Origin of the sequence: Maritalea sp. S77 (assembly GCF_049801075.1) — a bacterium.
Lineage (GTDB): Bacteria > Pseudomonadota > Alphaproteobacteria > Rhizobiales > Devosiaceae > Maritalea.
The window spans coordinates 1,267,323-1,287,418 of the sequence record NZ_JBNAGG010000001.1; the positions used below are offsets into that span (position 1 = coordinate 1,267,323).

A 20,096-nucleotide genomic window follows, 5' to 3' on the forward strand; every position below is an offset into this window, starting at 1 on the left:
CGCAGCCCGCTCTATCTTTCGCATTAGCTCGCGCCTTCTGTTTCCTCATTGGATTTGAAGCTCACCTGCAGCAACCAATAAATTGCGGCGAGGGAGAAGCCCAAAAGCACCATGATGGTGGCGCGGGCAATGCCCTCCATGCCGGATGTATCCACCAAAAACACTTTTGCGGCGGTGCAGCCAGCAAAGATCAGCCCCATGCGTTTTAAATTCTCATTTTTCTTCAACACCGCTTGACCAACAAAGAAGAATGTTAGCGCCATCAACATCACCGTGTAGGTATAAAGTTCGCCCGTAACAAAGCCGCGCTCAAAGCTGATTAGATTGCCGTGCCAGAAATGGCGCACTTCTTGGATCATCACAAAAAGAGCCAGCCCTGTCAGGGGATAGTGGACAAGCATTTTTTCACGTAAATCTTCACCCAAAACGGTTTTATAAAGACCATAAATGACCAACATGGGCAGGCCATACGCCAACATGATGTTATCGAGTGGGAATGGGCCTATGATGGGTACGCTGCCGAATAACGGCGCCGAGAGGAGCGAAACGAGCATATTTGCCCCGCTAATCACAGCGTAGAAGGTGGCCATGGACATGCGAATTTTTCGCAGGATGCCCTCGCTCGCCACTGCATAGGCATATTGCGTTGCTGCTAGAATGCTGGCGGCACAAGCCATTAAGCTCAAGCTGAAAAAGTTGAACTCATCTGGCCGGGGCTGCATCATTTTCAGGATAAAGCCCGCAACAATCAACGCGATCAAAAACAGGCCATAGCTCTCGTAACCAATTCGATATTTGCTGTTGCGCGTGATGGCATAGCCAGCCGCACAAAGCGCCACCAACGACAGCAATGCGGTGAGCATCTGGCCGATACTCGCATCCCAAAGCAATTCGGGATAAAGCAATGTTGCCGCGCTAAGCAAAGACATGCCCACAAAACCATTTGCCAGATAGCGTGAAAATTTCAAATCAAAGCGGATCGCTAATCCCATAAGGGTGATCGAAAGTGCAGCGAACAAATGCGGCAACCAATCCGCCTCGATGCGACTGGCCAGCATAGTGAGTGCCGTGAGGTGCGCTGCAATGGCGAACATGTCTGCGCCAAATTTTCCACGCTGCGTTTTGCGCGCCAACAAGGCAGCCATGCCCGCAATGTAGGTAAATGCGAGCAACATCAAGGCCATCAGCTCGCCCTGATTGGACAAGAGATTGTAGCGTTGCAAGTTTGAAGTTTGCAGCATCACAAACAATGTTGGGAACAGCGCCGCAAGCACCATCCAATATTTGGGTCGCGCTGATGAAGGTGCGCGAACAAAAGCTGCGGCATAATAGAATATCGCTGGCAGGATAATCAGAAACAGACTTGCCGCCGCACCTGACTGACTAAATAGGGAACTCTGGTTATTGTCGTCGATCACGACAAGCAATGCGAAACCAATTATCGCCGCGAGCTGGTCTAGATTTTGGGCGCGTGTGCATATGTAAATCGCGAAGAATGCGAATAGGATCAAGCTGGTTGATTGCGCTATGCTTTCGATCTGCCCGTTGATCGGCAGATATGCAATGACCAAAATGCTGAAGCCAGCGCCCAAAACCGCCAAGACGGTAGGATAGGACTTTGAGAGCTGCAGCAAATTCGGCACATTCAACACAGATGTATCTTGCCATTTTGGCGGCAAGTTGAAGGCAGGTATGCAGATCACTGAAAGCGCAATGACGCTGAGATAGATCGATAGCCAAAGTCCTTCCCCATCCAGGCTGAGAAGTGGCAAGATCCAAAGCAATGCGAGGACAGTGGCGATCGCTGAAAGCCAAATCCATTTTTGCACCCGTTCAACCAAAAGTGCGGCCAAAAATACGGATAGGAGGTATATGATCATGGTTGGCGATAGGGTCCCGCCGGTCACCAGCAATGGCGAGACGAATGCACCGAGCACACCGACTACCGACACAATTGGCCCGAAGCGCAAACCCAAACCGATGGCAGCGACGGCCACGCCAGCAATAGAGCCGAATGCCAACAAGCCTTCTGTGTAGCCATAGAGCATGTGTGTGGCCAAAGCGGTGCCAAATAGGATCGCCAGCGCGGCCCCTGCAAATGCTGCGGGTACTGAATAAAATCCATGCAGCTCGGCAAAAGGCTTTGAACGCAAATGGTTGGCGAAGATCAATAAAGCGAAGCCGAACAACGCTGCGATGGCCAACCGAACGCTTGGCGGAATTAGGTTGTTTTCAATGCTATATTGAATGAAGTAAAGCCCACCAAGCGCCAGAGATAAGGCGGCCAGCCAAATCACCCAATTGGCCTTAAAATTTGCGAGCGCCCGATCAAAAAAGCTTGGCCCTTCTTTGACGCGCTTTTTGGGCGCCGTGGGTTCTTCCACTTTGCTTTTACCAAACGAAAGCGGCGCAGGCATAGGCCGTTGATAGGGCCACCCTGGAGTTTCTGCAGCTTCCTCTGGCGCAGTCGATGGCGGCGGCGTGGGTTGCTCAGAGGCTTCCTTTATCGCGACCGCCTCGTTGCGTGTTTCTTCAACACCCTTCACATCTGGCGCCGCACCGGCCTCAGCTTCTTCTTGCGCCAGATGGGACGTGCGGTTTTTGAGCATCTCTATCTCAGCCTTGTGCTGCACGAGGCGTTGTTGAAGAGATTTTATCTCCTGCTCGTTTCGCTTTGAGCGAACATGACTAAAAATGATGATCAGGAAACCGACAAGAAATAGAAGCTCAAACATAAAAACCAAAGCGCTAATAAATGAGTGTCATAGCTGCCAAGTTTTTGGGTTAGGAGTCAAGAGGATGAGGTTGGCGCCAGCACCCCATGGCCATAGTCACGCACAGTTTGCGCCACCCGAATGCGATAGCCAGCGAATAGCTCATCTTTGCCAAGCGTTTGCGCGTCGCGATGTTGGGCATGGGTGCGCCATTTCGCGACGGCTTCCTCGTTCTTAAAAAAGGAAAGCGAGAGAAACTTGCCTTTTTCAGTCAGACTTTCAAAACGCTCCACACCGATAAAGCCGTCGATCAATTCAAGCTCTGCCTTCAGGTCCGCAGCGATATCAAAATAGGTGTGCGCATGGGCAGGCTTGGGCTGCACCTCAAAGATCACGGCAATCATTTTTGCTCCCCCGCCGAGGCCAATTTTAGGAAGGTGCGCTCTTCTTTCAGAATGAACTTTTCACGTTGCGCAAACTGATAGTTCTCCTGCCCCTGTGGATCAGTGGCCAGACGGGCACGATAAGCCTCATAAGCTGCAAGGCTTTCGATTGAATAGACACCATAGGCGAGGCTGGTTGAGCCTTCATGGGGAGCAAAATAGCCGATCAAATCCGCGCCGCAACGGGGAATGGCTTCGCCCCAATTGCGTGCATATTGTTCAAACTGCGCCTTCTTGGTGGGGTCGATTTGATATTGAATAAAGCAAGTAATCATAAGGTCTCCTTTTCAAAGGAAACCTTAGCGGGTTCGCAGCGTTGGATGGTTCGTTTACGGTCGAACTGTCTAAGCGCCAGCAACCGCTTCGATTTGGCCTTGCTCAAGCTTTGATGCCACAATCACCGCTTGGGTGCGGCTATCTACATTCAGTTTTTGCAAAATGGCCGAAACGTGGGCCTTCACTGTCGCTTCAGATACGCTCAATTCATAAGCGATTTGCTTGTTCATCAACCCGTCAGAGAGCATCATCAACACGCGCACTTGCTGTGGTGTGAGGGTTGAGAGACGCTTGGTATATTCGGCGATCTCAGCTTGTGCATCATCGAAGGTGAACCCATCTGGCACCCAAATGCCGCCATCCAACACCGTTTTCATGGATGCTTGGATTGCATCTGCATTGGTTGATTTTGGCAAAAAGCCGGAAGCGCCAAGATCAATTGAGCGGGACATGGTTTGCTGATCGTCGCTCGCCGAAACAATCATCACCGGAATGTCAGGATATTGCGCCCGCACCAGCAAAAGGCCTGAAAAGCCACGTACGCCGGGCATGGCCAAGTCCAACAACACCAAGTCGCAGTCGCGACTTTTTTCCAAAAGTCCCGTCAGGGCTTCGATATCGCCAGCTTCCTCAATCAGAGCGTTGCCATAATGTGTTTCAATGGTTTGCCGCAAAGCTGCACGAAACAGCGGGTGATCGTCGGCGATAATGATGCGCGTTTGTGCCATTTACTTATCCGGTTGGTCCCGATTATTTTGGTTTAACTGACATTTTCTTGGCAAACAAGTCGCCTTTTGGTCAGCTTGTCACTCATCTGTCATTAAATGCTTAATCATCGGTCAGTCCAGCATCCACCATGCCAGCAATAATTTGCTCAACCCGTTCCAGCTCCGCCAAGCTCATCTCGATGGATTCACGCCGTTGTTTGAGCAGCAAGCGTTGCGATCGAATTTTGTTGAGCGCTTCGCGCATTTGCCGCTCGTTGCCATCGCGCAATTCATAGCTTTCCAAGAAATCTTGAATTTCGCGTATGGTCATACCGATCTGCTTGCCGTTCAAAATCAGGCGCAGTTTGGTGCGGTCTTTTTTGGAATATAGTCGCTTTTGCCCAACGCGTTTGGGCTTAAGCATGCCCTTATCTTCATAGAAGCGTAACGCGCGATGGGTAATGCCAAAAAAGTCCGCCAAATCGCCAATAGTATATACATATCCGGCGAGATTTTGGGCATCTTGGGTCATTTCGCGCATTGAACTCGACATGGTTTGGGCCTGTTCGGTTTACTCTGGCCTTTTTGAAACTGGCCAGTTTTCAGCTTCTGCTCCTTTATGGCATGACGGGAAAATCTTAACAAACACTTGTTGCCCCTGCCCCCAGAAGTGATGAAAATCTACCAAAAATCAGTGAATTTTCTCAATATGCGGCGAAATTTGGCCCAAATTAACAGCTTCTTTACCAAGGATGTTAAAAGGTAAGGGCGTTCGAGAACTCAAACATGCGTGTTGATTTGCCTGCACGCGATATGGATAGAAGATGCCAAACCGCCGGTTCCCTACGCCAAAACACCCAAGCTACCAACCCAGCCACGCTCAATCGAATGAGTGGGATGCCCTTAAGGGCGAGTTGGAAGGTTTGCTGGATCAGGTGCATGGGCAAATCGCAGAATATGAGCATCATCACCAAAACGATACCCGGCAGGACTATCTCGAACCCGTGCGCCGCTATGGCACTGATGATGGTGCGCAACATTTCATGCATCAGGATACTGGTCATCAAGACCCACGTCGGCAAGACGCGCTGCGCCATGTGCAATCTGCTGTCGCGCGGATGGGCCGCAAGCAAAACATAACCCGCAGCACCATGCGTCATGATGATAGCGAACCTGTTGGCTCGCGCCTTGACCGTGCAGTTGCGCAAATTCGGGCGCGTCAGGGCCAAATTCGCCCCGCAGCGCCGCGGCAGGACAATCGCCCCGCGCCTACGCCTGCCCCTGCGCCCATGCAGCAGCAACAGCATATGCCACAAGATCCGCCAGCCTATGCGCGCGAGATTATGCAGGCGATGGAAGGGCTACACCGCAGCGTGCGCGATCTGGCAAACCAAAACTTGAAAAATGATCCGCAGCAATTCAGCGCAAATTTTGCACAGATCGAAAAGCGCATCAGTGCGCTGGGCGATCTTATGGATCGTCATAGCGACCCAGCCCTCGCTGATATGGGACAGCAGCTTGATCAGTTGATGAAGTCAACTGAACGGCTTGCGGAAATTCAAATTAAGCAGTTGGCGCAATTCGAAGAGTTTCGCGAAACCAACCAGCCCCCTGCGATTAATCTCGATGGCTTGGAGAATGGTATTCACAATTTATATGAGCGCCTGGACACGTTAGAGCGCACAGCGGCTGCTCCATCAAAAGAGCTGGACACGATTGCCCGCTCAGTTGCAGGCATCGCCAGCGCGGTTGGCCATTTGCAAGAAGAATCCATGGGGCAAAAGCTACCTGAGATTTATGCGCAGTTGCAGGAAATTGGCGACCGCATCTCGGTTTTGGATGACAAGCATTCTACACGCGTGACCGATCATATTCGCCGCGAAATGCAAGGTGTTCGCTCGGATGTCACTGGTGCGTTCGAACCGCGCTTCGATTCAATTGAAGCGCGCCTTGAAGGGCTACAGGAAAATCTAGCGCAAGCTCCAATGGAGCCTGCACAGCCTGACTTGAGTGAATTGCACGCCATCGAACAACGTTTGAACGATGCGATTTCGAGTTTGGATGCGGTGCGCGATGCGCCCGCACAGATGCATTCAGCGCAAGACAATGAAGATGTGTTGGGCGCGCTAAACGCAATGGAAGATCGGCTAAATGCTGCCATTGACGCCATTGATCAAACACAGCACACCCCCAATGCACCAACCGATAATTTCTTCCAGAGCTTAAAAGGCATGGAAGACCGAATTGTTGACGCTATTCAGGCTTTGCGCAGCGCGACAGAGCAGCCTCATACTGCTGAAGCACCTTCAATTGACCTGGATGGGCTTCGCGCCATTGAGGTGCGCTTGGCGGAGCAACTTGACGCGCTTGATAGCCGTTTACATGCTGCGTCCGCGCAGGCCGCGCCGCAAGCCATGGCACCTTTGCCGATGGCAGAGCCGACACCTGCCCCAGATCGCGATGATCATTTCGCAGCATGGGATGCAGCAGCCGAAGTCGAAGCGCCAGAGATGCCTCGGACGCCTGAAGCAGCTCCTCAAGATGAGTACGAACAGGCATCACCATCTTTTGAGCAAGCCATTGGTGCGGACGAACCAGCAGAAGACAACCAATCTTTTGGACTTGGCCTCGCCGAGTTGGGTGGAGAAGAGAGCAGTGATGCTCAGTTCTCACAGGAACAAGAAACAGAGGCTGAACCTTCATTTGGCTATGGCCAACACGAAGAAGTGCCGCCTTTGGCAGAACCTTCGCCAATGGAAGCAACCAGCTTAGACGAGGCAACGGCGCCAGAAGCTGAAGAAATGCATGAAGACGTGCCTCAGCCGCGCTCCTCGTTCGACAGCGCACCGTCTGACTTCAATGATGGTCCTCGTTCACTTAGCGATTTCGACGATGCCCCCGCGCCGTTGGCCCAGACAATGGCTGATGCGCCTGCGCCGTCTGCTGATGATTTCTCAGACCGCGAGCTGCGCGCCAATGAAGGGCAAGGGCAGAACGACACTGTGAATCATGCGCGGCAAAGCTTTATCGCCGCTGCCCGCAGCGCTGCCGTGGCCAAGAATGACACGCCTGAGCAAACCACCAGCTTGTTGGGCCGCGCTTTCGCCCGCATCAAGGCGGGCAAGGACGAAAAGGCCGAAGTTGAAACGCCCGCCCCCACACATGTGGATAGCGCAGCGAAGTCTGACCGGCTGAGCGCAGGCGAAAACCATTTGCATGCCGCCAGCGCTGATATGGAAGACGATGCGGCTGAAATGGAAGTGGCGGCTGAACAGCGCCGCAAGCGGTTCATGATGCCTTTTGGCAGCAAACAAAAAGACGAGACACCGGAAGCACCGGCTGCGGAAGAGATTGAACGCCCAAAGAGTGCATTTGACGATGAGCACAGCATTGCGCTTGATGGCCAACCAGATTATCGCGATGCCGAAGATGATGAGTTGGACGAAGATGAAGGCAAAGAAAGCTTCTTGAGCCGTAACCGTCAACCGATCTTGTTGGGTGCATCAATCTTGGCGATTATCGCCATGACCGCAAACCTGATCAATCAGAACACCAATTCGAGCGGCAACCAAGCTAGTGGTGGTGCACCTGCTATCACTGAACCAGCTGAAGCTGAAATGTCGTCACTTAGCGATGCGGCGATGCCGCGCCAAATCGATATGGCGCAATCCTCCGCTGTTGAGGTAGGCGAATTGGCTGCGCTGACAGACCAGAATAATTTGGCCAATCAAAATGTTGGCCTTGTTGCACCACAACAGCAGGCTGTGGATCAGCAATTGACCACCGCCTCTATTTCGCCAGAGCCAACAAAGGCAGCGCTTGAAGCGCTTGTGCCAGAAGTTGGCCCTGAAGGGCTGCGAATGGCTGCAGCGGCAGGCGACGTACGCGCGCAATTCGAAATGGGTGCCATTTTGATGGAAGGTCAAGCCGTTCCGAAAGATTCACAAGCTGCGAGCAAGTGGTTTGAACATGCTGCAGCGGCAGGCTATGCCCCAGCGCAATATCGATTGGCAGCCGCTTTCGAGCATGGCATTGGCGTGCCACAGAATATTGAGCAGGCAAAAGAATGGTATAAGCGCGCGGCCGAGAACGGCAATCGGATGGCGATGCACAATCTCGCAGCGCTTTATGCGTCTGCTGATGAAAGCCAGCAAGATTTCAGCAAAGCTGGCGTTTGGTTCCAGCGCGCGGCGGACCAAGGCGTGGTTGATAGCCAGTTCAATCTGGGCATGTTGTTTGCACGCGGTCTTGGCGTCGAGCAAGATTTGAACCAGTCTTACTTCTGGTTCGCACTTGCCGCGATGCAGGGCGACCAAGACGCAAAAGGCGCACGCGATGATGTGGCGCGCTCTATCGATCCTGCACAAATGCAAATTTTGAAAGAGCAATTGGCCAATTGGCAACCCGAAGAAGTTGCGCTCGGTTCAAACTATGCGCCGATCGGCACTTGGGACCCTGAATTTGATCCTGGCCCATCCATCGACAAGAAAGAAGTTGTGTTGGGTGTGCAATCTGCTCTGATGAAGCTTGGCTTCTCTGTTGGTCAACCTGATGGCGTGATGGGACCAAAAACAGAAGATGCTATTCGCGGCTTTGAACGTGCGCTTGGCATGAATGAAAGTGGCACCATCAATCCTCGTTTGATGGCGATTTTGAGCAGCCAACCGATATAATTTTGCGCCAAAAGGCCATGGATTAGAAAATTCGAACCAAAACTTGGTTCTCACCGATTGACAGCCGGTTGTAGCGCGGCCTACACCGGGCGCACATCAAATCACCAATTGGGTGTGCATCGAATTTTAGGATCGCGGTCTCGTGCAGCTTTATTTGCCCATTGCTGAACTCTCGCTCAACCTGTTTATGCTGGTTGGTTTGGGGGGCGCTGTGGGCTTTTTATCTGGCCTATTTGGCGTAGGTGGCGGTTTTCTGCTCACCCCCATGCTGATCTTTTCTGGCATCCCCGCACCAGTCGCCGTTGCTTCAGTTACCGGCCAAGTTGTTGCGGCGTCCACCTCGGGCGCCCTTTCTTATTGGCGGCGCGGCGGCATCGATTTGAAATTGGCTCTATTTCTGATCGTTTCTGGCGTCTGCGGTGCCTTCTTAGGCGTTTGGACATTTGGCCAATTGCGCGAAGCCGGCCAGCTCGACCTTGTGATTTCACTTGGCTATTTGATCTTTTTGGGCTCCATCGGCAGCCTGATGCTGGTGGAAGCCGTGCGGTCGATCATCAAACATCGGCAGCAAGGCAACGGCCCGCCAACCAAATTGCCCGGCAAACATAACTGGGTGCATGGGCTGCCCATGCGTGTTCGCTTTAAGCGCTCCAACCTTTATGTTTCGATCTTTCCTGTGATCCTGATTGGCGGCAGCATTGGCTTTTTGGGCTCTTTGCTTGGCATTGGCGGCGGCTTTATTCTTGTGCCTGCGCTGATTTATCTGCTGCGCGTGCCCGGCTCCATCGTTATCGGTACGTCGCTACTGCAAGTGTTGGCGATTATGGCGGCCACCACCATATTGCACGCTGTTAATTCACAGACAGTGGATATCGTTTTGGCCTTCACGCTGATGACTGGCTCTGTAATTGGCGCACAATTTGGCGTTTCCGCCGGCCAATATCTGCGTGGTGATCAGTTGCGGGCATTGCTGGCCATTATCGTTTTGGCGGTTGCGCTGCGCTTTGCATTGTCATTGTTGCTCACCCCAAGCGACCCATTCTCGGTTGCCGTGATGACCAGCGTGGGAGGTGGCTAATGCGGTTGCTTCTTGCCCTTCTCACGCTTGCTGCAGTCACGATTGAAGCCTCCGCACAACGCTTGGTGATGTCGACATCTGAGCCCGTGGTGTCCATCAGCTCAAACTTTGCTGGTGACACGATCACCATTTTTGGCACCATCGAACCAGATGTTGGCGGCAGTGCTGAGCAAGTGACCAATAATTATAATATTGTGATTTCCATCAAGGGGCCATCTGGCACATATGTGGCACGCAAAAAAACGCGGCAAGCAGGCATTTGGCTGAATGGCGAGCAAGAAGCATTTGAAGGCTTTCCGTCTTACTTCGCTTTGGTGTCCAGCGCGCCACTTGAAAAGATCGCTGATCCTGGCGTGCTAAGCGTCGCCGGATTGGCCTTTGACAGCGCCCCGCACATTCGCCCGGTGCGCCGCACGCAGAACACTGATCCATTCGCGCAAGAGCTTATTCGCCTGATGAAAAAGCGCGGGCTTTACTCGTTGGACGAGCATGGGGTGCAGTTCCTGTCGGACACATTTTTCTCGGCCCGCATCGCTTTGCCCGCCCATGTGCCCAACGGCACCTATTTGGCAAACACATATGTGTTTCAAGAAGGGCAGTTGATCGACAATGCCCCGCAGCGCTTCACGGTGCGTACGGTCGGATTTGAACGGTTTGTTGCGAACAGCGCGAAAGAATATTCTTTGCTTTATGGCGTGGTTTGCGTCATCCTAGCCATATTCACCGGTTGGTTGAGTGGGGTTGTATTTAGGAGATAATATGTCTCTTCCCATATTTTGGTCACGCACTGTTTCGTTGGCTGCCTTGGCAGGCTGGGTGCCGTTCGCCATGGGCTTTCTCATCGTTATTTTTCCTGGGCTTTCGCCTGTTGATCCGGTTGTTTTTGAACGAGCTTTGCTCGGCTATGGCGCGTTGATCCTGTCCTTCTTGGGCGGGGTGCGCTGGGGCATTCGTCTGCAAGGCGGCGCGGGCAGCGACCTCACCTACATTGTGGGTATTTTCGGCTCTGTGGCCGGGTTTATCACCCTCTTGCTGCCCCTCACCATCGGCTTGCTTATCCTCACAGTTGGCTTTGGCATTCATGGGCTTTGGGACGTTTGGTCCGGCATTCGTGGCCGGGTGCCACCCGCCTATGCACGGTTACGGCTGGTGATGACATGGCTTGTGTGCGTCACCTTGGTGTTGATCCTGATCGCACGGTTGCTTGTCGGCCAATGATGGGATGTGCCATTCGGCTGGCGACCATTCGCGATGCCATTGCCCTGCAGGATATTTACACCCATCTCAACCCTGACGATCCTGTGGTGAGCCCTGCCCAATTTGAGCAAGACCTTTCAAAGCTGCTGGATGATCCAGATCGCCAAATCATCGTAGCTGAGATGGACGGTCTTATTGTTGCGAGCTGCACGCTATTTATTCTGCCCAACCTTACCCGCGGCAATCGCCCCATGGCGCTGATTGAAAATGTGGTCACCCACAAGCAATATCGCCGCATGGGATTGGGCAAGCGCGTGCTGCATGATGCGTTTGAGCGGGCGGAGAAAGCGGGCTGTTATAAGGTGATGTTGCTTACGGGCAGCACAACGCAGGGTACGCTTGATTTTTATATTGAAGCGGGGCTGACGCAGGATAAAACTGGTTTTCAGAAACGGCTCTAGCCTTTGACCAGATATTTCGCGCTCACGGGATAAATCTGATCGCGGCCAATCGCGAAAATCCGCATCTCATCATTATTGATGACAGGTTTGAACGCAGGGTTCAGCACATTGAGATTGCCCGTGGAGACCCCATAAGACGGCATGATCAGCCGCGCTTCATCAAATACAAAGCATGGGCGTTTGGTGGAGCGCCCATTGATACGGATACGTGCGCCGGGATGCAGATGGCCTGCAATTTGCGGGGCGAACTTTGCATCTGGCTCATGCGATAAGGTCAGGCCATCCATAAACAATTCATCGCAACAATGGCCACCCAAATCATGGGCGCTTGGGTCGTGATTGCCGGCAATCCAAATCCAATCATAATGCGCCACAAAGCTGGTGACCAACTCACGGTCGTGCGGCAGCAAGGTGGTTGTGCCTTCATCACGATGGAAACTATCGCCCAGCGAGAATACGCGACTTGCGCCTGTCTGGGTTAGGTCACGCTCTAGCTTTGCCAGCGTGGCCTTTGTGTCATAAGGTGGCAGAAACTGGCGAGATTTGGCAAAGGACGACATCTTCTCCAAATGCAAGTCCGCCACCAGCAGCGCATTTTGGCTCGGCCAATATAGCGCACCAGAGAGCAGCGGCACAAAATCTTGTCCGCCAAAGCTTAACATCACTGGCTCTTGTTTTTGCCGCACGGCAGCGCTGTTCATTTCAGCGCCATCCGATATTGCACCACGCGGTCCACTTCTTCGAAGCCCACTGCTTCGTGGGCGCGATGGCCATCAATATTTTTCAGTTCAGCATCAGATGCCAAATGCGGATAGTTTTTGGATTTCGCCCAAGCGATTGCCGCGTCGACCAATGCTTTGCCAACTCCCATGCCGCGTGCTATTTCACCCACGAACCAGCCTTCCATATAGGCCACTGGTCCGTCATAACAGCCATCCGCATAGGTGCGTTCGCTGATCTCTAGGAACGCGCAGACATCGCCATCGACGACACCAACAAATACAATTTTGAGCGTCAGATGCTCGCCAGCCATAAAGGCTGCCGTTTCCTCTTTCGCCTCATCAAATGAGATGCGGAAAAGTTCGGCGCGCATGCGTGCCCAATGGTCTTCTTCTTCAGGTCGCATTTCGCGGATTTCAGCTTTGCTCATTGTCCAGTTGCCTCGCGCATCAATTCTTCCGCCGCTTCCACCAACACGCTTTCGCGCCCTTCGCCAAAGATTGGCTCTTTGCCAATTTCCAGCATCACCGGCACCGCCAGCGGAGAGATTCGGTCTAGCTTTTGATGAATAATATGCCGTTTGATCCGCTTTAAACAATGGCCCAGCCGCTCAATATCCAGCAACCCGCGCGCGGCATCGCGCCGCGTGGCCTGCATCAATATATGGTCAGGCTCATGCTCATAGAGCACATTGTAAATCAGGTCAGACGACATGGTCATTTGCCGCCCGGTCTTTTCCTTGCCCGGATGGCGGCGCTCAATCAGCCCTGAAATGATGGCGCAGTTGCGGAAGGTGCGGCGCATTAGGCTGGATTCATCCAGCCAATCTTCCAGATCATCGCCCAACATATCTTCGGAAAAAAGTTCATCCAAACTAAGGCGACCAGATTTGAATTGATGGCCAATGTCGGTAGCGCACCAAATGGCCAGCGCATATTCGGAGGCAACAAAGCCGAGCGGTTTGGCGCGGTCACGCTCCAACCGCCGCGTCAGCAACATGCCCAGAGTCTGGTGGGCCAGCCGCCCTTCAAAGGGATAGCAGACCATGAAATATTTATCGGCCTTAGGGAAGGTTTCCACCAACAGGCTTTCCTTGCCCGGCAGCAACGACACATCGCGCTGCAAGCTCAGCCATTCGCGCACCTGATCGGGCAGCACTTTCCAGCTTGTGGGGTCCGCTAATGTCGCCCGAACTCGTTCGGCCAAATAGGTTGAGAGCGGAAATTTGCCGCCCATATAGGAGGGGATTTTCGGGTTGTTGTTATAAGAGCGCGACACATAGGCTTCATTGTCGCGAATGGCTTCGAACGCCACCATTTCGCCGCCGAACAGAAAGGTATCGCCGGGCATCAATTGGCTGAGGAAATATTCCTCCATCTCGCCCAAAACGCGCCCGCCTCGGCCAATCGGGCCAGTGGTCGCGCCGCGCTTATGGGCTTTGGAGCGCACCAACCGCACTTTGAGCATCGGCTCTTCCACAATGGTGCCCACATTTAACCGATATTGCTGCGCCACTTTCGGGTGGGAAATGCGCCATGTGCCATCGGCGGTTTTGCGCAAGCGTGCGTAGCGTTCATATGCCTTGAGGGCATAGCCACCCGTGGCCACAAACTCGATCACCCGATCAAAAAGATCACGGCTAAGCTCGCGATAGGGCCATGCGCGCAAAGTTTCCTCATATTGCGCATCGGCAACCAGCGGATCACTACACGCCATGCCCAGAATATGCTGCGCCAATACGTCCAGGCCGCCGGGCTGTGGGTCTTCGCTGTCCTGCGCACCCTCCTCTGCGGCTTCCACGGCGGCTTCGCATTCCAGTACTTCAAAACGGTTGGCGGGCACCAGAATGGCGCGGGACGGTTCGTCCAAACGGTGGTTGGCGCGGCCAATGCGTTGCAACAAGCGCGACGAGCCTTTGGGCGCGCCGATTTGCATCACCAAATCCACATCGCCCCAGTCGATGCCGAGATCGAGGGTGGAGGTACACACCACCGCCCGCAATTTCCCTGCCACCATCGCGGCTTCCACCTTGCGGCGCTGCTCGACATCCAGCGAGCCATGGTGCAGCGCGATGGGCAGCGAGTCTTCGTTCAGTTCCCAAAGGGATTGAAACAGCAATTCGGCTTGCGATCTTGTGTTCACGAACAAAAGGCTGGTGCCATTGTCTTTGATGATGTTCAGCAAATCCGGCACCGCATATTGCGCCGAATGCCCTGCCCACGGTACGCGATCATCGCTGGCCAAAATCGACAATTGCGGTTTTGCTCCGCCATCATGGGTGACCATCGCCACCTCTCGTTGCGGGCACGGCGCGACAATCCAATCGCGTAACATTTCCGGGTGCGCCACGGTGGCCGATAGGGCTGACACTTTCAGGTCAGGGCAAAGCGTACCCAACCGCGCCAAACCGAGCGCCAGCAAATCGCCGCGTTTGGACAGGGCCAGCGCGTGCAATTCATCCAGCACAACCCGCTTTACAGTGCCGAACAATTTTGGCGCTTCTTGATGCGAGAGCATCAAGGCCAGTTGCTCTGGCGTGGTCATCAAAATATGCGGTGGATCAAAGCGCTGGCGTTGGCGGCGAGAGGACGGGGTGTCGCCTGTGCGAGTTTCCACCCGCGCCTCCAGCCCCATCTCTTCAATCGGGTTGATCAGGTTGCGCGCCACGTCGACGGCAAGAGCTTTGAGTGGCGAAATGTAAAGCGTATGCAGCCCTTCATGAGGCGTTTCGGCCAAATCGCAAATGCTGGGCAAAAAGCCGGACAGGGTTTTCCCCGCCCCGGTGGGCGCGATCAAAAGCGCTGATTTCCCGGCTCTGTCCGCTTCTAGCATATCAAGCTGGTGGGCGCGCGGCGCCCATTTTCGGCCTAAAAACCAGTCGCGCACAATGGGTGGCAGCCCCCAGCTTTGCGAAAACAAATCTGGAGTGGCCGCAAAAGAATCAGATTGATTTCTTGTTGTTTTCGCCATCGTGCTTATATTTCACAAATGAGACGCCAACGCGCCAGCTTAAATTCGACAAAGGGGACAAAAATGCCTGAACATGATCACACATATGATGCTGATGATCGGAGAGATCGCAACAGATCGAACGGCAAACAGTTCATCAAACTGGTCCTCGCTTCCTTGCTGGTTGGCTTTGTTATGTATCAATCCGGCCTCACCCCGGGTGATATTTTTGGTGGTTTTGGCCGCTGGGTTGGCTCCATCTTCTCTGATTTTGGCTCCACCATCGGCACGGTTGCCATTTGGTTTGGATATGGTGCGGCGGTTGTTTTCCCACTTTGGATTCTTATTCGCATTCTCAAGTCCTTTAAGTAGTTCAGAACGCTTTACAGCCAAAAATAAACACTGTTAGAAAAGTGGTCCCACCACTTTTCGGAGTCGTTTACGATGGCGCACCACGATTTTGCTAACGCAAGAACCATTTTCATCACCGGCGCAACTTCTGGCTTTGGCGCGGCAACTGCGCGGCTGTTTGCGCAAAATGGTTGGAAGATCGTGGCCACCGGCCGGCGCGAAGAGCGACTGAAGGATCTGCAAAGCGAATTTCCTGACGGGCAAGTTCACATTGTTCAGATGGATTTGACTGACGAGACGTCCATCAAAGCGGGCATTGATGCCCTGCCTGAAAGCCACAGCACCATTGATTGCTTGTTCAATAATGGCGGTTTGGCGCTTGGTGTAGACCCGGTTCCCAATGTATCGCGCGAGCAATGGCGCACCATGATTGACACCAACATTATGGGCGTGTTGGACGTGACTTTGAACTTGCTGCCACACCTGAAAAAAGCTGGTAAAGGCGCAAGCATTGTCAATGTTGGCTCCATCGCGGGCAGCTTTGCTTACCCTGGCGGCAATGTTTATGGCGCCACCAAAGCCTTCACCCATCAATTCTCTTATAATTTGCGCAGCGACCTTGCAGGCGGCGATATTCGTGTCACCAGCCTAGAGCCGGGCATGGCCAAATCAGAATTCACCTTGGTGCGCACAGGCAGCGAAGAAGCCAATGAAAAGCTTTATGAAGATGTGTTGCCATTGGTGCCGCAAGATATTGCGGAGATTGTTTGGTTTCTCGCCACGCGCCCTGCCCATGTGAACATCAACTGCGTTGAAGTGATGCCGATTGCCCAAACACCAAGCGCGCCCACCATCACGCGCGGCTAGTTCCCTTGCGCCTTTCGGCGCGTCTTGAAAGCGTCTGACATGACAGCCAAAACCTACCCGTTTGATGTGCGGCACAAAGATGTGTGGTACATCGCTTTGCCCACGGCCCTTGCGTTCGTTACTGAGCCTCTGCTCGGCATTGCCGACACCACCATTGTGGGGCGTTTGGGCGAAGTGGATTTGCTGGGCGGCTTGCTGTTGGGCGGTTTGGTGTTCGACTTTATGTTCGCCTTTTTCTACTTTTTGCGCATGTCCGTTACGGGCCTCACTGCGCAAGCCTTCGGCGCACGGGATGAGGCAAAGCAAACAGCACAATTGGCGCGCGGTTTGGTGATCGGGTTGGCGGCGGGACTATTGATCTTGCTGCTCGGCGGTCCTCTCGCCCAGTTCGCCAAAGTGGTTTATGGTGCCAGCGACGCGGTGAATGCGGCCTTTGACCAATATTTCTTCATCCGGCTTTTTGCTGCGCCCTTCGCGCTTATGAACTTTGTGTTGGCAGGCTGGTTTTTGGGCCGCGGTCAATCTATCACGGCGTTGGTGCTACAAGCGGGTTTGAACATCACCAACATCATCGTGTCTTATGTGCTGGTGTTCCAGTTCGATATGGGCATTGCTGGCGTGGCATGGGGGACGGTTGCCGCTACTGTCATTTTTATGACCATAGGCGTCTTTGTTGCCATTCACACGCTCGGTGGTTTTTCCCAACTGGCGCGGCGCTTGGATGAAGCCAATTTGCTGGACAAAGCCGAGATCAAAAAAATGCTCTCTTTGAGCAGCAATATTTTGTTGCGCTCGGTCACCATCAATGCGGTCTTCTCGTTCTTCGCCCGCGAAGGGGCGCAGGCAGGCGACGCCATTCTCGCCACCAATGGCATTTTGCTGCACTTTTTGATGGTCGCCGCGTTCTTTCTGGACGGGCTTGCCGCCGCGTCGGAACAGCTGTGCGGCAAGGCGATTGGGGCGCGGTGGAAGCCTGCTTTCTTCAGCGCAATCAAGCTGTCGTCTCTTTGGGGCTTTATCTTATCAGGCTGCTTGACGGTGATTTTCATCCTCACCGGGCCGATGATCATCGACTTTATGTCCACCAGTGATGTGGTGCGCCAAACCGCACGCGACTTTTTGTGGCTCGCCGCCCTCGCCCCTGTGTTTGGGGTGCTGGCGTTTGTGTTGGATGGCGTGTTTGCAGGCGCGGCCATGGGCAAAGATATGCGCAATGGCATGATGTTATCCGCCGTCGCCTTCTTTGCGATTTGGGCGATTGCGGTGCCGCTTTGGGGTATTTATGGGCTGTGGCTGGCGCTGCATGGCTTTTTCATCGCCCGCAGCGTGATCTTTTTGTGGCTGTTGATGCGGCGCGTGCCGAGCTTATTTGAGGAAGATCATCCCGAGCAGGCTGCGGCTTAGATTTCGATCTTGCCGCTGGCCCAGTCGTCGGTTTTGGTGCCGGAAATATCTGCAACACTCTTGTAAGAATGGCGCATCATTTCGCTGACCAGCCCTTTTTTGATGCTTGTCATCAATTCCATGCCGCCAAACACTAGAGCAGAATAAAGCTGCACCGCATCCGCACCAGCTTCGAACTTGGCCAAAGCGGTTTCGGCAGAATAAATGCCACCAACCCCGATGATCGGCATGTCCTTGCCCACCCGTTGGCGCATTTGGGCCAAACGTTGGGTGGAGAAGTTGAATAGCGGACGTCCGCTCAACCCGCCAGCTTCATCTGCATTCTCAGCACCCTCCACCAAATCGCGGCGAATGGTGGTGTTGGAAATGATTAATCCATCCAGATCGAGCGTTTCAATAACAGACGTAATTTCGTCCATCTCTGTCTCGCTCAAATCGGGCGCGAGTTTCAAAAATACCGGCACGCGAACTGAAGCGCGACTGCGCTCGGCCAGCACTTCGGTCAAAAGCCGCTTCAGCGCCTCTTTGCTTTGCAGATTGCGTAGGCCCGGCGTGTTGGGCGATGAAATATTGGCGGTGAGATAATCGGCGATTGGGGCAAAGCGTTTCACGCCTTCCACATAATCAGCTACAAAATCTTCGCTGTCTTTATTGGCGCCCACATTGATGCCGATGGTGGTGCCAGGTTGCTTGTTGCGGGTTAGGCGCTCAAATGCAGCCTCATGGCCTTCATTATTGAACCCCATGCGATTAATCACGCCCATATGCTCTGGCAAACGGAACAGGCGGGGTTTTGGGTTCCCGTCCTGTGGGCGTGGGGTGATGGTGCCCACTTCAACAAAGCCGAACCCAATTTGCATCAGCTGGTTTGGCACTTCCGCGTTTTTGTCAAAGCCCGCTGCCATACCCACTGGGTTTTTAAGCTCTAGCCCGGCCAAGCTTGTGGTGAGGCAAGTGGGATCAGCATCTTCCTGCTCTGGCACGGCGCCCAGCTTCAGCGCACTAATCGTTGTGCGGTGGGCTTGCTCTGGATCCATTTTCAGCAAAGCGTCCCGCGTAAGATTTTGAACCAGCGGGTTATTCAATAATTTGGAAATGTAGGATTTCATTTATCGTATATCGTCGGGCAGAATATACCGGCCGCTCTCATCTGTTTTCAGGTCGTGCGTTCGAAGCACATGAGCCATATTCAATTCGGTATAGAGATGTGGAAATAGATCGCCGCCACGTGACGGTTCCCATTTCAAATGGTTCTCTACCCGCTCTGCATCCACATATAAAAGCACAAGGTCAGAAAGCCCGGAGAAGTGTTTTTCCAAGGTTTCTGGCAATTGTGCAGCCGTGGAGAAATGCATATAGCCATCTTCATGATCAATGGGCATACCGCGATAAAAACCAACATCTGCGGCTGCTTCATAATCTGCTTTAGGGCAAACTTTGTAAATGATCATGGGTGTTAAACGCTAAATTGTTTATTCAACAAAGGCTTAGTCCTTTATAGCCAAAAGTGCAAGCGCGCCAAATCGTTTTTACTTTACAAATTTATTAAGAATAGTTACCAAGATATAGGATTTTAATCCGCATCTGCGAAACTATTCCTGTAACGAACAGGGTCCAACCATGATCTCTCACCGCAATATATGGAACGCAATTGACGCTTTGGCAGAGCGCAAAGGGCTCTCTGTTTCTGCGCTTGCGCGTGCGGCAGGATTGGACTCGACAAGTTTCAATCCGTCAAAACGCACCAGCAAAGATGGTCGCGAACGATGGCCGTCTACTGAGAGTTTAGCAAAAATTCTCGATGCAACCAATGAAGATATGGATAGTTTTTTGGCAGGCGGCGGTGTTTACACCCAGCCCGATGTGCATGAAAGCCCCATTCCCTTGTTGGGATTTGCTCAGGCAGGCACAGGTGGCTTTTTTGATAGTGGCGGCTTTCCGGTCGGTCATGGATGGGACGAAGTTCACTTTCCCGTTGGGCCAGATGCGAACGCCTATGCATTAGAAGTGAGCGGCGACAGCATGTTGCCGCTTTATCGCGATGGCGATGTGATTATTGTCTCGCCTTCCGAGCAGGTGCGCCGTGGCGACCGCGTGGTGGTGCGGACGCAAGATGGTGAAGTCATGGCGAAGATTTTGCATCGGCAAACCGCCAATCAGATTGAATTACACTCCATCAATCCCGAACATGAGCCACGCATTATCAAATCGATGGATTTAGATTGGATCGCCCGCATCTTGTGGGCCAGCCAATAA

19 protein-coding genes are annotated in these 20,096 nt (G+C 53.2%); 9 read left to right on the forward strand and 10 right to left on the reverse strand.

The window, feature by feature from the left end; all coding sequences use genetic code 11:
* Positions 1-23: 23 nt before the first annotated feature.
* From ACP15Y_RS06100 to ACP15Y_RS06120, 5 genes are all read right to left on the reverse strand, one after another.
* Positions 24-2,609 (reverse strand): DUF2339 domain-containing protein, encoded by a 2,586-nt coding sequence (locus ACP15Y_RS06100; protein WP_424982111.1) that lies wholly within the window; start codon positions 2,607-2,609, stop codon positions 24-26.
* A 182-nt stretch (positions 2,610-2,791) separates the two neighbouring features.
* The gene (locus ACP15Y_RS06105) at positions 2,792-3,118 is read right to left on the reverse strand and encodes an antibiotic biosynthesis monooxygenase family protein (protein WP_424982112.1); all 327 of its coding nucleotides are present in this window, start codon (positions 3,116-3,118) and stop codon (positions 2,792-2,794) included.
* Complete coding sequence (locus tag ACP15Y_RS06110; RefSeq protein ID WP_424982113.1) at positions 3,115-3,432, reverse strand: NIPSNAP family protein; 318 nt, start codon at positions 3,430-3,432, stop codon at positions 3,115-3,117. The genes ACP15Y_RS06105 and ACP15Y_RS06110 overlap by 4 nt, the downstream gene beginning before the upstream one ends.
* Before the next feature lie 69 nt (positions 3,433-3,501).
* Entirely contained in the window at positions 3,502-4,161 is a 660-nt protein-coding gene (locus ACP15Y_RS06115; protein WP_424982114.1) for a response regulator, read from the reverse strand.
* A gap of 100 nt (positions 4,162-4,261) precedes the next feature.
* Positions 4,262-4,693, reverse strand: coding sequence for a MerR family transcriptional regulator (locus ACP15Y_RS06120; RefSeq protein WP_424982115.1), 432 nt, complete (start codon positions 4,691-4,693; stop codon positions 4,262-4,264).
* A 271-nt stretch (positions 4,694-4,964) separates the two neighbouring features.
* Here ACP15Y_RS06120 and ACP15Y_RS06125 point away from each other — a divergent pair, with 271 nt between their 5' ends.
* From ACP15Y_RS06125 to ACP15Y_RS06145, 5 genes are all read left to right on the forward strand, one after another.
* Entirely contained in the window at positions 4,965-8,813 is a 3,849-nt protein-coding gene (locus ACP15Y_RS06125; protein ID WP_424982116.1) for a peptidoglycan-binding protein, read from the forward strand.
* Between the two features lie 142 nt (positions 8,814-8,955).
* The gene (locus ACP15Y_RS06130) at positions 8,956-9,891 is read left to right on the forward strand and encodes a sulfite exporter TauE/SafE family protein (RefSeq protein ID WP_424982117.1); all 936 of its coding nucleotides are present in this window, start codon (positions 8,956-8,958) and stop codon (positions 9,889-9,891) included.
* Positions 9,891-10,649 carry a TIGR02186 family protein gene (locus ACP15Y_RS06135; RefSeq protein WP_424982118.1) on the forward strand — a complete coding sequence of 253 codons (759 nt, stop codon included), beginning with the start codon at positions 9,891-9,893 and terminating at the stop codon, positions 10,647-10,649. The genes ACP15Y_RS06130 and ACP15Y_RS06135 overlap by 1 nt, the downstream gene beginning before the upstream one ends.
* A gap of 1 nt (position 10,650) precedes the next feature.
* Positions 10,651-11,109 carry a DUF3429 domain-containing protein gene (locus ACP15Y_RS06140; protein WP_133572747.1) on the forward strand — a complete coding sequence of 153 codons (459 nt, stop codon included), beginning with the start codon at positions 10,651-10,653 and terminating at the stop codon, positions 11,107-11,109.
* A complete protein-coding gene (locus ACP15Y_RS06145) occupies positions 11,049-11,549 on the forward strand; it encodes a GNAT family N-acetyltransferase (RefSeq protein ID WP_424982119.1) in 501 nt (166 codons plus the stop codon). The genes ACP15Y_RS06140 and ACP15Y_RS06145 overlap by 61 nt, the downstream gene beginning before the upstream one ends.
* Here the strand turns inward: ACP15Y_RS06145 and pdeM are convergent.
* From pdeM to ACP15Y_RS06160, 3 genes are read right to left on the reverse strand one after another with little or no spacing between them, the layout of a single operon-like run.
* On the reverse strand, positions 11,546-12,250 hold the full coding sequence (gene pdeM / locus ACP15Y_RS06150) for a ligase-associated DNA damage response endonuclease PdeM (protein WP_424982120.1): 705 nt from the start codon (positions 12,248-12,250) through the stop codon (positions 11,546-11,548). The two genes, ACP15Y_RS06145 and pdeM, sit on opposite strands and share 4 nt — an antisense overlap.
* Complete coding sequence (locus tag ACP15Y_RS06155) at positions 12,247-12,699, reverse strand: GNAT family N-acetyltransferase (RefSeq protein WP_424982121.1); 453 nt, start codon at positions 12,697-12,699, stop codon at positions 12,247-12,249. The genes pdeM and ACP15Y_RS06155 overlap by 4 nt, the downstream gene beginning before the upstream one ends.
* The gene (locus tag ACP15Y_RS06160) at positions 12,696-15,239 is read right to left on the reverse strand and encodes a ligase-associated DNA damage response DEXH box helicase (RefSeq protein ID WP_424982122.1); all 2,544 of its coding nucleotides are present in this window, start codon (positions 15,237-15,239) and stop codon (positions 12,696-12,698) included. Before ACP15Y_RS06160 ends, ACP15Y_RS06155 begins: the two co-directional genes overlap by 4 nt.
* 63 nt (positions 15,240-15,302) lie before the next feature.
* Here ACP15Y_RS06160 and ACP15Y_RS06165 point away from each other — a divergent pair, with 63 nt between their 5' ends.
* From ACP15Y_RS06165 to ACP15Y_RS06175, 3 genes are all read left to right on the forward strand, one after another.
* Positions 15,303-15,590, forward strand: coding sequence for a DUF6460 domain-containing protein (locus ACP15Y_RS06165; RefSeq protein WP_133572751.1), 288 nt, complete (start codon positions 15,303-15,305; stop codon positions 15,588-15,590).
* Between the two features lie 72 nt (positions 15,591-15,662).
* Positions 15,663-16,436, forward strand: coding sequence for an SDR family NAD(P)-dependent oxidoreductase (locus ACP15Y_RS06170; RefSeq protein WP_424982123.1), 774 nt, complete (start codon positions 15,663-15,665; stop codon positions 16,434-16,436).
* A gap of 39 nt (positions 16,437-16,475) precedes the next feature.
* Positions 16,476-17,840 (forward strand): MATE family efflux transporter, encoded by a 1,365-nt coding sequence (locus ACP15Y_RS06175; RefSeq protein WP_424982124.1) that lies wholly within the window; start codon positions 16,476-16,478, stop codon positions 17,838-17,840.
* On the opposite strand, the gene ACP15Y_RS06180 is transcribed toward ACP15Y_RS06175, so the two are convergent.
* Both ACP15Y_RS06180 and ACP15Y_RS06185 read right to left on the reverse strand, forming a co-directional pair.
* Positions 17,837-18,949, reverse strand: coding sequence for a quinone-dependent dihydroorotate dehydrogenase (locus tag ACP15Y_RS06180; RefSeq protein ID WP_424982125.1), 1,113 nt, complete (start codon positions 18,947-18,949; stop codon positions 17,837-17,839). The genes ACP15Y_RS06175 and ACP15Y_RS06180 overlap by 4 nt on opposite strands.
* The gene (locus tag ACP15Y_RS06185) at positions 18,950-19,291 is read right to left on the reverse strand and encodes a DUF952 domain-containing protein (protein WP_424982126.1); all 342 of its coding nucleotides are present in this window, start codon (positions 19,289-19,291) and stop codon (positions 18,950-18,952) included.
* Between the two features lie 169 nt (positions 19,292-19,460).
* Between ACP15Y_RS06185 and ACP15Y_RS06190 the strand changes: the two genes are divergently transcribed.
* Complete coding sequence (locus tag ACP15Y_RS06190) at positions 19,461-20,096, forward strand: S24 family peptidase (RefSeq protein ID WP_424982128.1); 636 nt, start codon at positions 19,461-19,463, stop codon at positions 20,094-20,096.

What these genes read in the sequence shown, in the direction of transcription:
- ACP15Y_RS06180 (WP_424982125.1), bottom strand. Translation starts at nt 18,949, where the DNA reads ATGAAATCCTACATTTCCAAATTATTGAATAACCCGCTGGTTCAAAAT.
- ACP15Y_RS06100 (WP_424982111.1), bottom strand. Translation starts at nt 2,609, where the DNA reads ATGCTCAAAAACCGCACGTCCCATCTGGCGCAAGAAGAAGCTGAGGCC.
- ACP15Y_RS06125 (WP_424982116.1), top strand. Translation starts at nt 4,965, where the DNA reads ATGCCAAACCGCCGGTTCCCTACGCCAAAACACCCAAGCTACCAACCC.
- ACP15Y_RS06190 (WP_424982128.1), top strand. Translation starts at nt 19,461, where the DNA reads ATGATCTCTCACCGCAATATATGGAACGCAATTGACGCTTTGGCAGAG.
- ACP15Y_RS06145 (WP_424982119.1), top strand. Translation starts at nt 11,049, where the DNA reads ATGGCTTGTGTGCGTCACCTTGGTGTTGATCCTGATCGCACGGTTGCT.
- ACP15Y_RS06110 (WP_424982113.1), bottom strand. Translation starts at nt 3,432, where the DNA reads ATGATTACTTGCTTTATTCAATATCAAATCGACCCCACCAAGAAGGCG.
- ACP15Y_RS06170 (WP_424982123.1), top strand. Translation starts at nt 15,663, where the DNA reads ATGGCGCACCACGATTTTGCTAACGCAAGAACCATTTTCATCACCGGC.
- pdeM (WP_424982120.1), bottom strand. Translation starts at nt 12,250, where the DNA reads ATGAACAGCGCTGCCGTGCGGCAAAAACAAGAGCCAGTGATGTTAAGC.
- ACP15Y_RS06115 (WP_424982114.1), bottom strand. Translation starts at nt 4,161, where the DNA reads ATGGCACAAACGCGCATCATTATCGCCGACGATCACCCGCTGTTTCGT.
- ACP15Y_RS06160 (WP_424982122.1), bottom strand. Translation starts at nt 15,239, where the DNA reads ATGGCGAAAACAACAAGAAATCAATCTGATTCTTTTGCGGCCACTCCA.
- ACP15Y_RS06120 (WP_424982115.1), bottom strand. Translation starts at nt 4,693, where the DNA reads ATGTCGAGTTCAATGCGCGAAATGACCCAAGATGCCCAAAATCTCGCC.
- ACP15Y_RS06135 (WP_424982118.1), top strand. Translation starts at nt 9,891, where the DNA reads ATGCGGTTGCTTCTTGCCCTTCTCACGCTTGCTGCAGTCACGATTGAA.
- ACP15Y_RS06185 (WP_424982126.1), bottom strand. Translation starts at nt 19,291, where the DNA reads ATGATCATTTACAAAGTTTGCCCTAAAGCAGATTATGAAGCAGCCGCA.
- ACP15Y_RS06140 (WP_133572747.1), top strand. Translation starts at nt 10,651, where the DNA reads ATGTCTCTTCCCATATTTTGGTCACGCACTGTTTCGTTGGCTGCCTTG.
- ACP15Y_RS06155 (WP_424982121.1), bottom strand. Translation starts at nt 12,699, where the DNA reads ATGAGCAAAGCTGAAATCCGCGAAATGCGACCTGAAGAAGAAGACCAT.
- ACP15Y_RS06175 (WP_424982124.1), top strand. Translation starts at nt 16,476, where the DNA reads ATGACAGCCAAAACCTACCCGTTTGATGTGCGGCACAAAGATGTGTGG.
- ACP15Y_RS06165 (WP_133572751.1), top strand. Translation starts at nt 15,303, where the DNA reads ATGCCTGAACATGATCACACATATGATGCTGATGATCGGAGAGATCGC.
- ACP15Y_RS06105 (WP_424982112.1), bottom strand. Translation starts at nt 3,118, where the DNA reads ATGATTGCCGTGATCTTTGAGGTGCAGCCCAAGCCTGCCCATGCGCAC.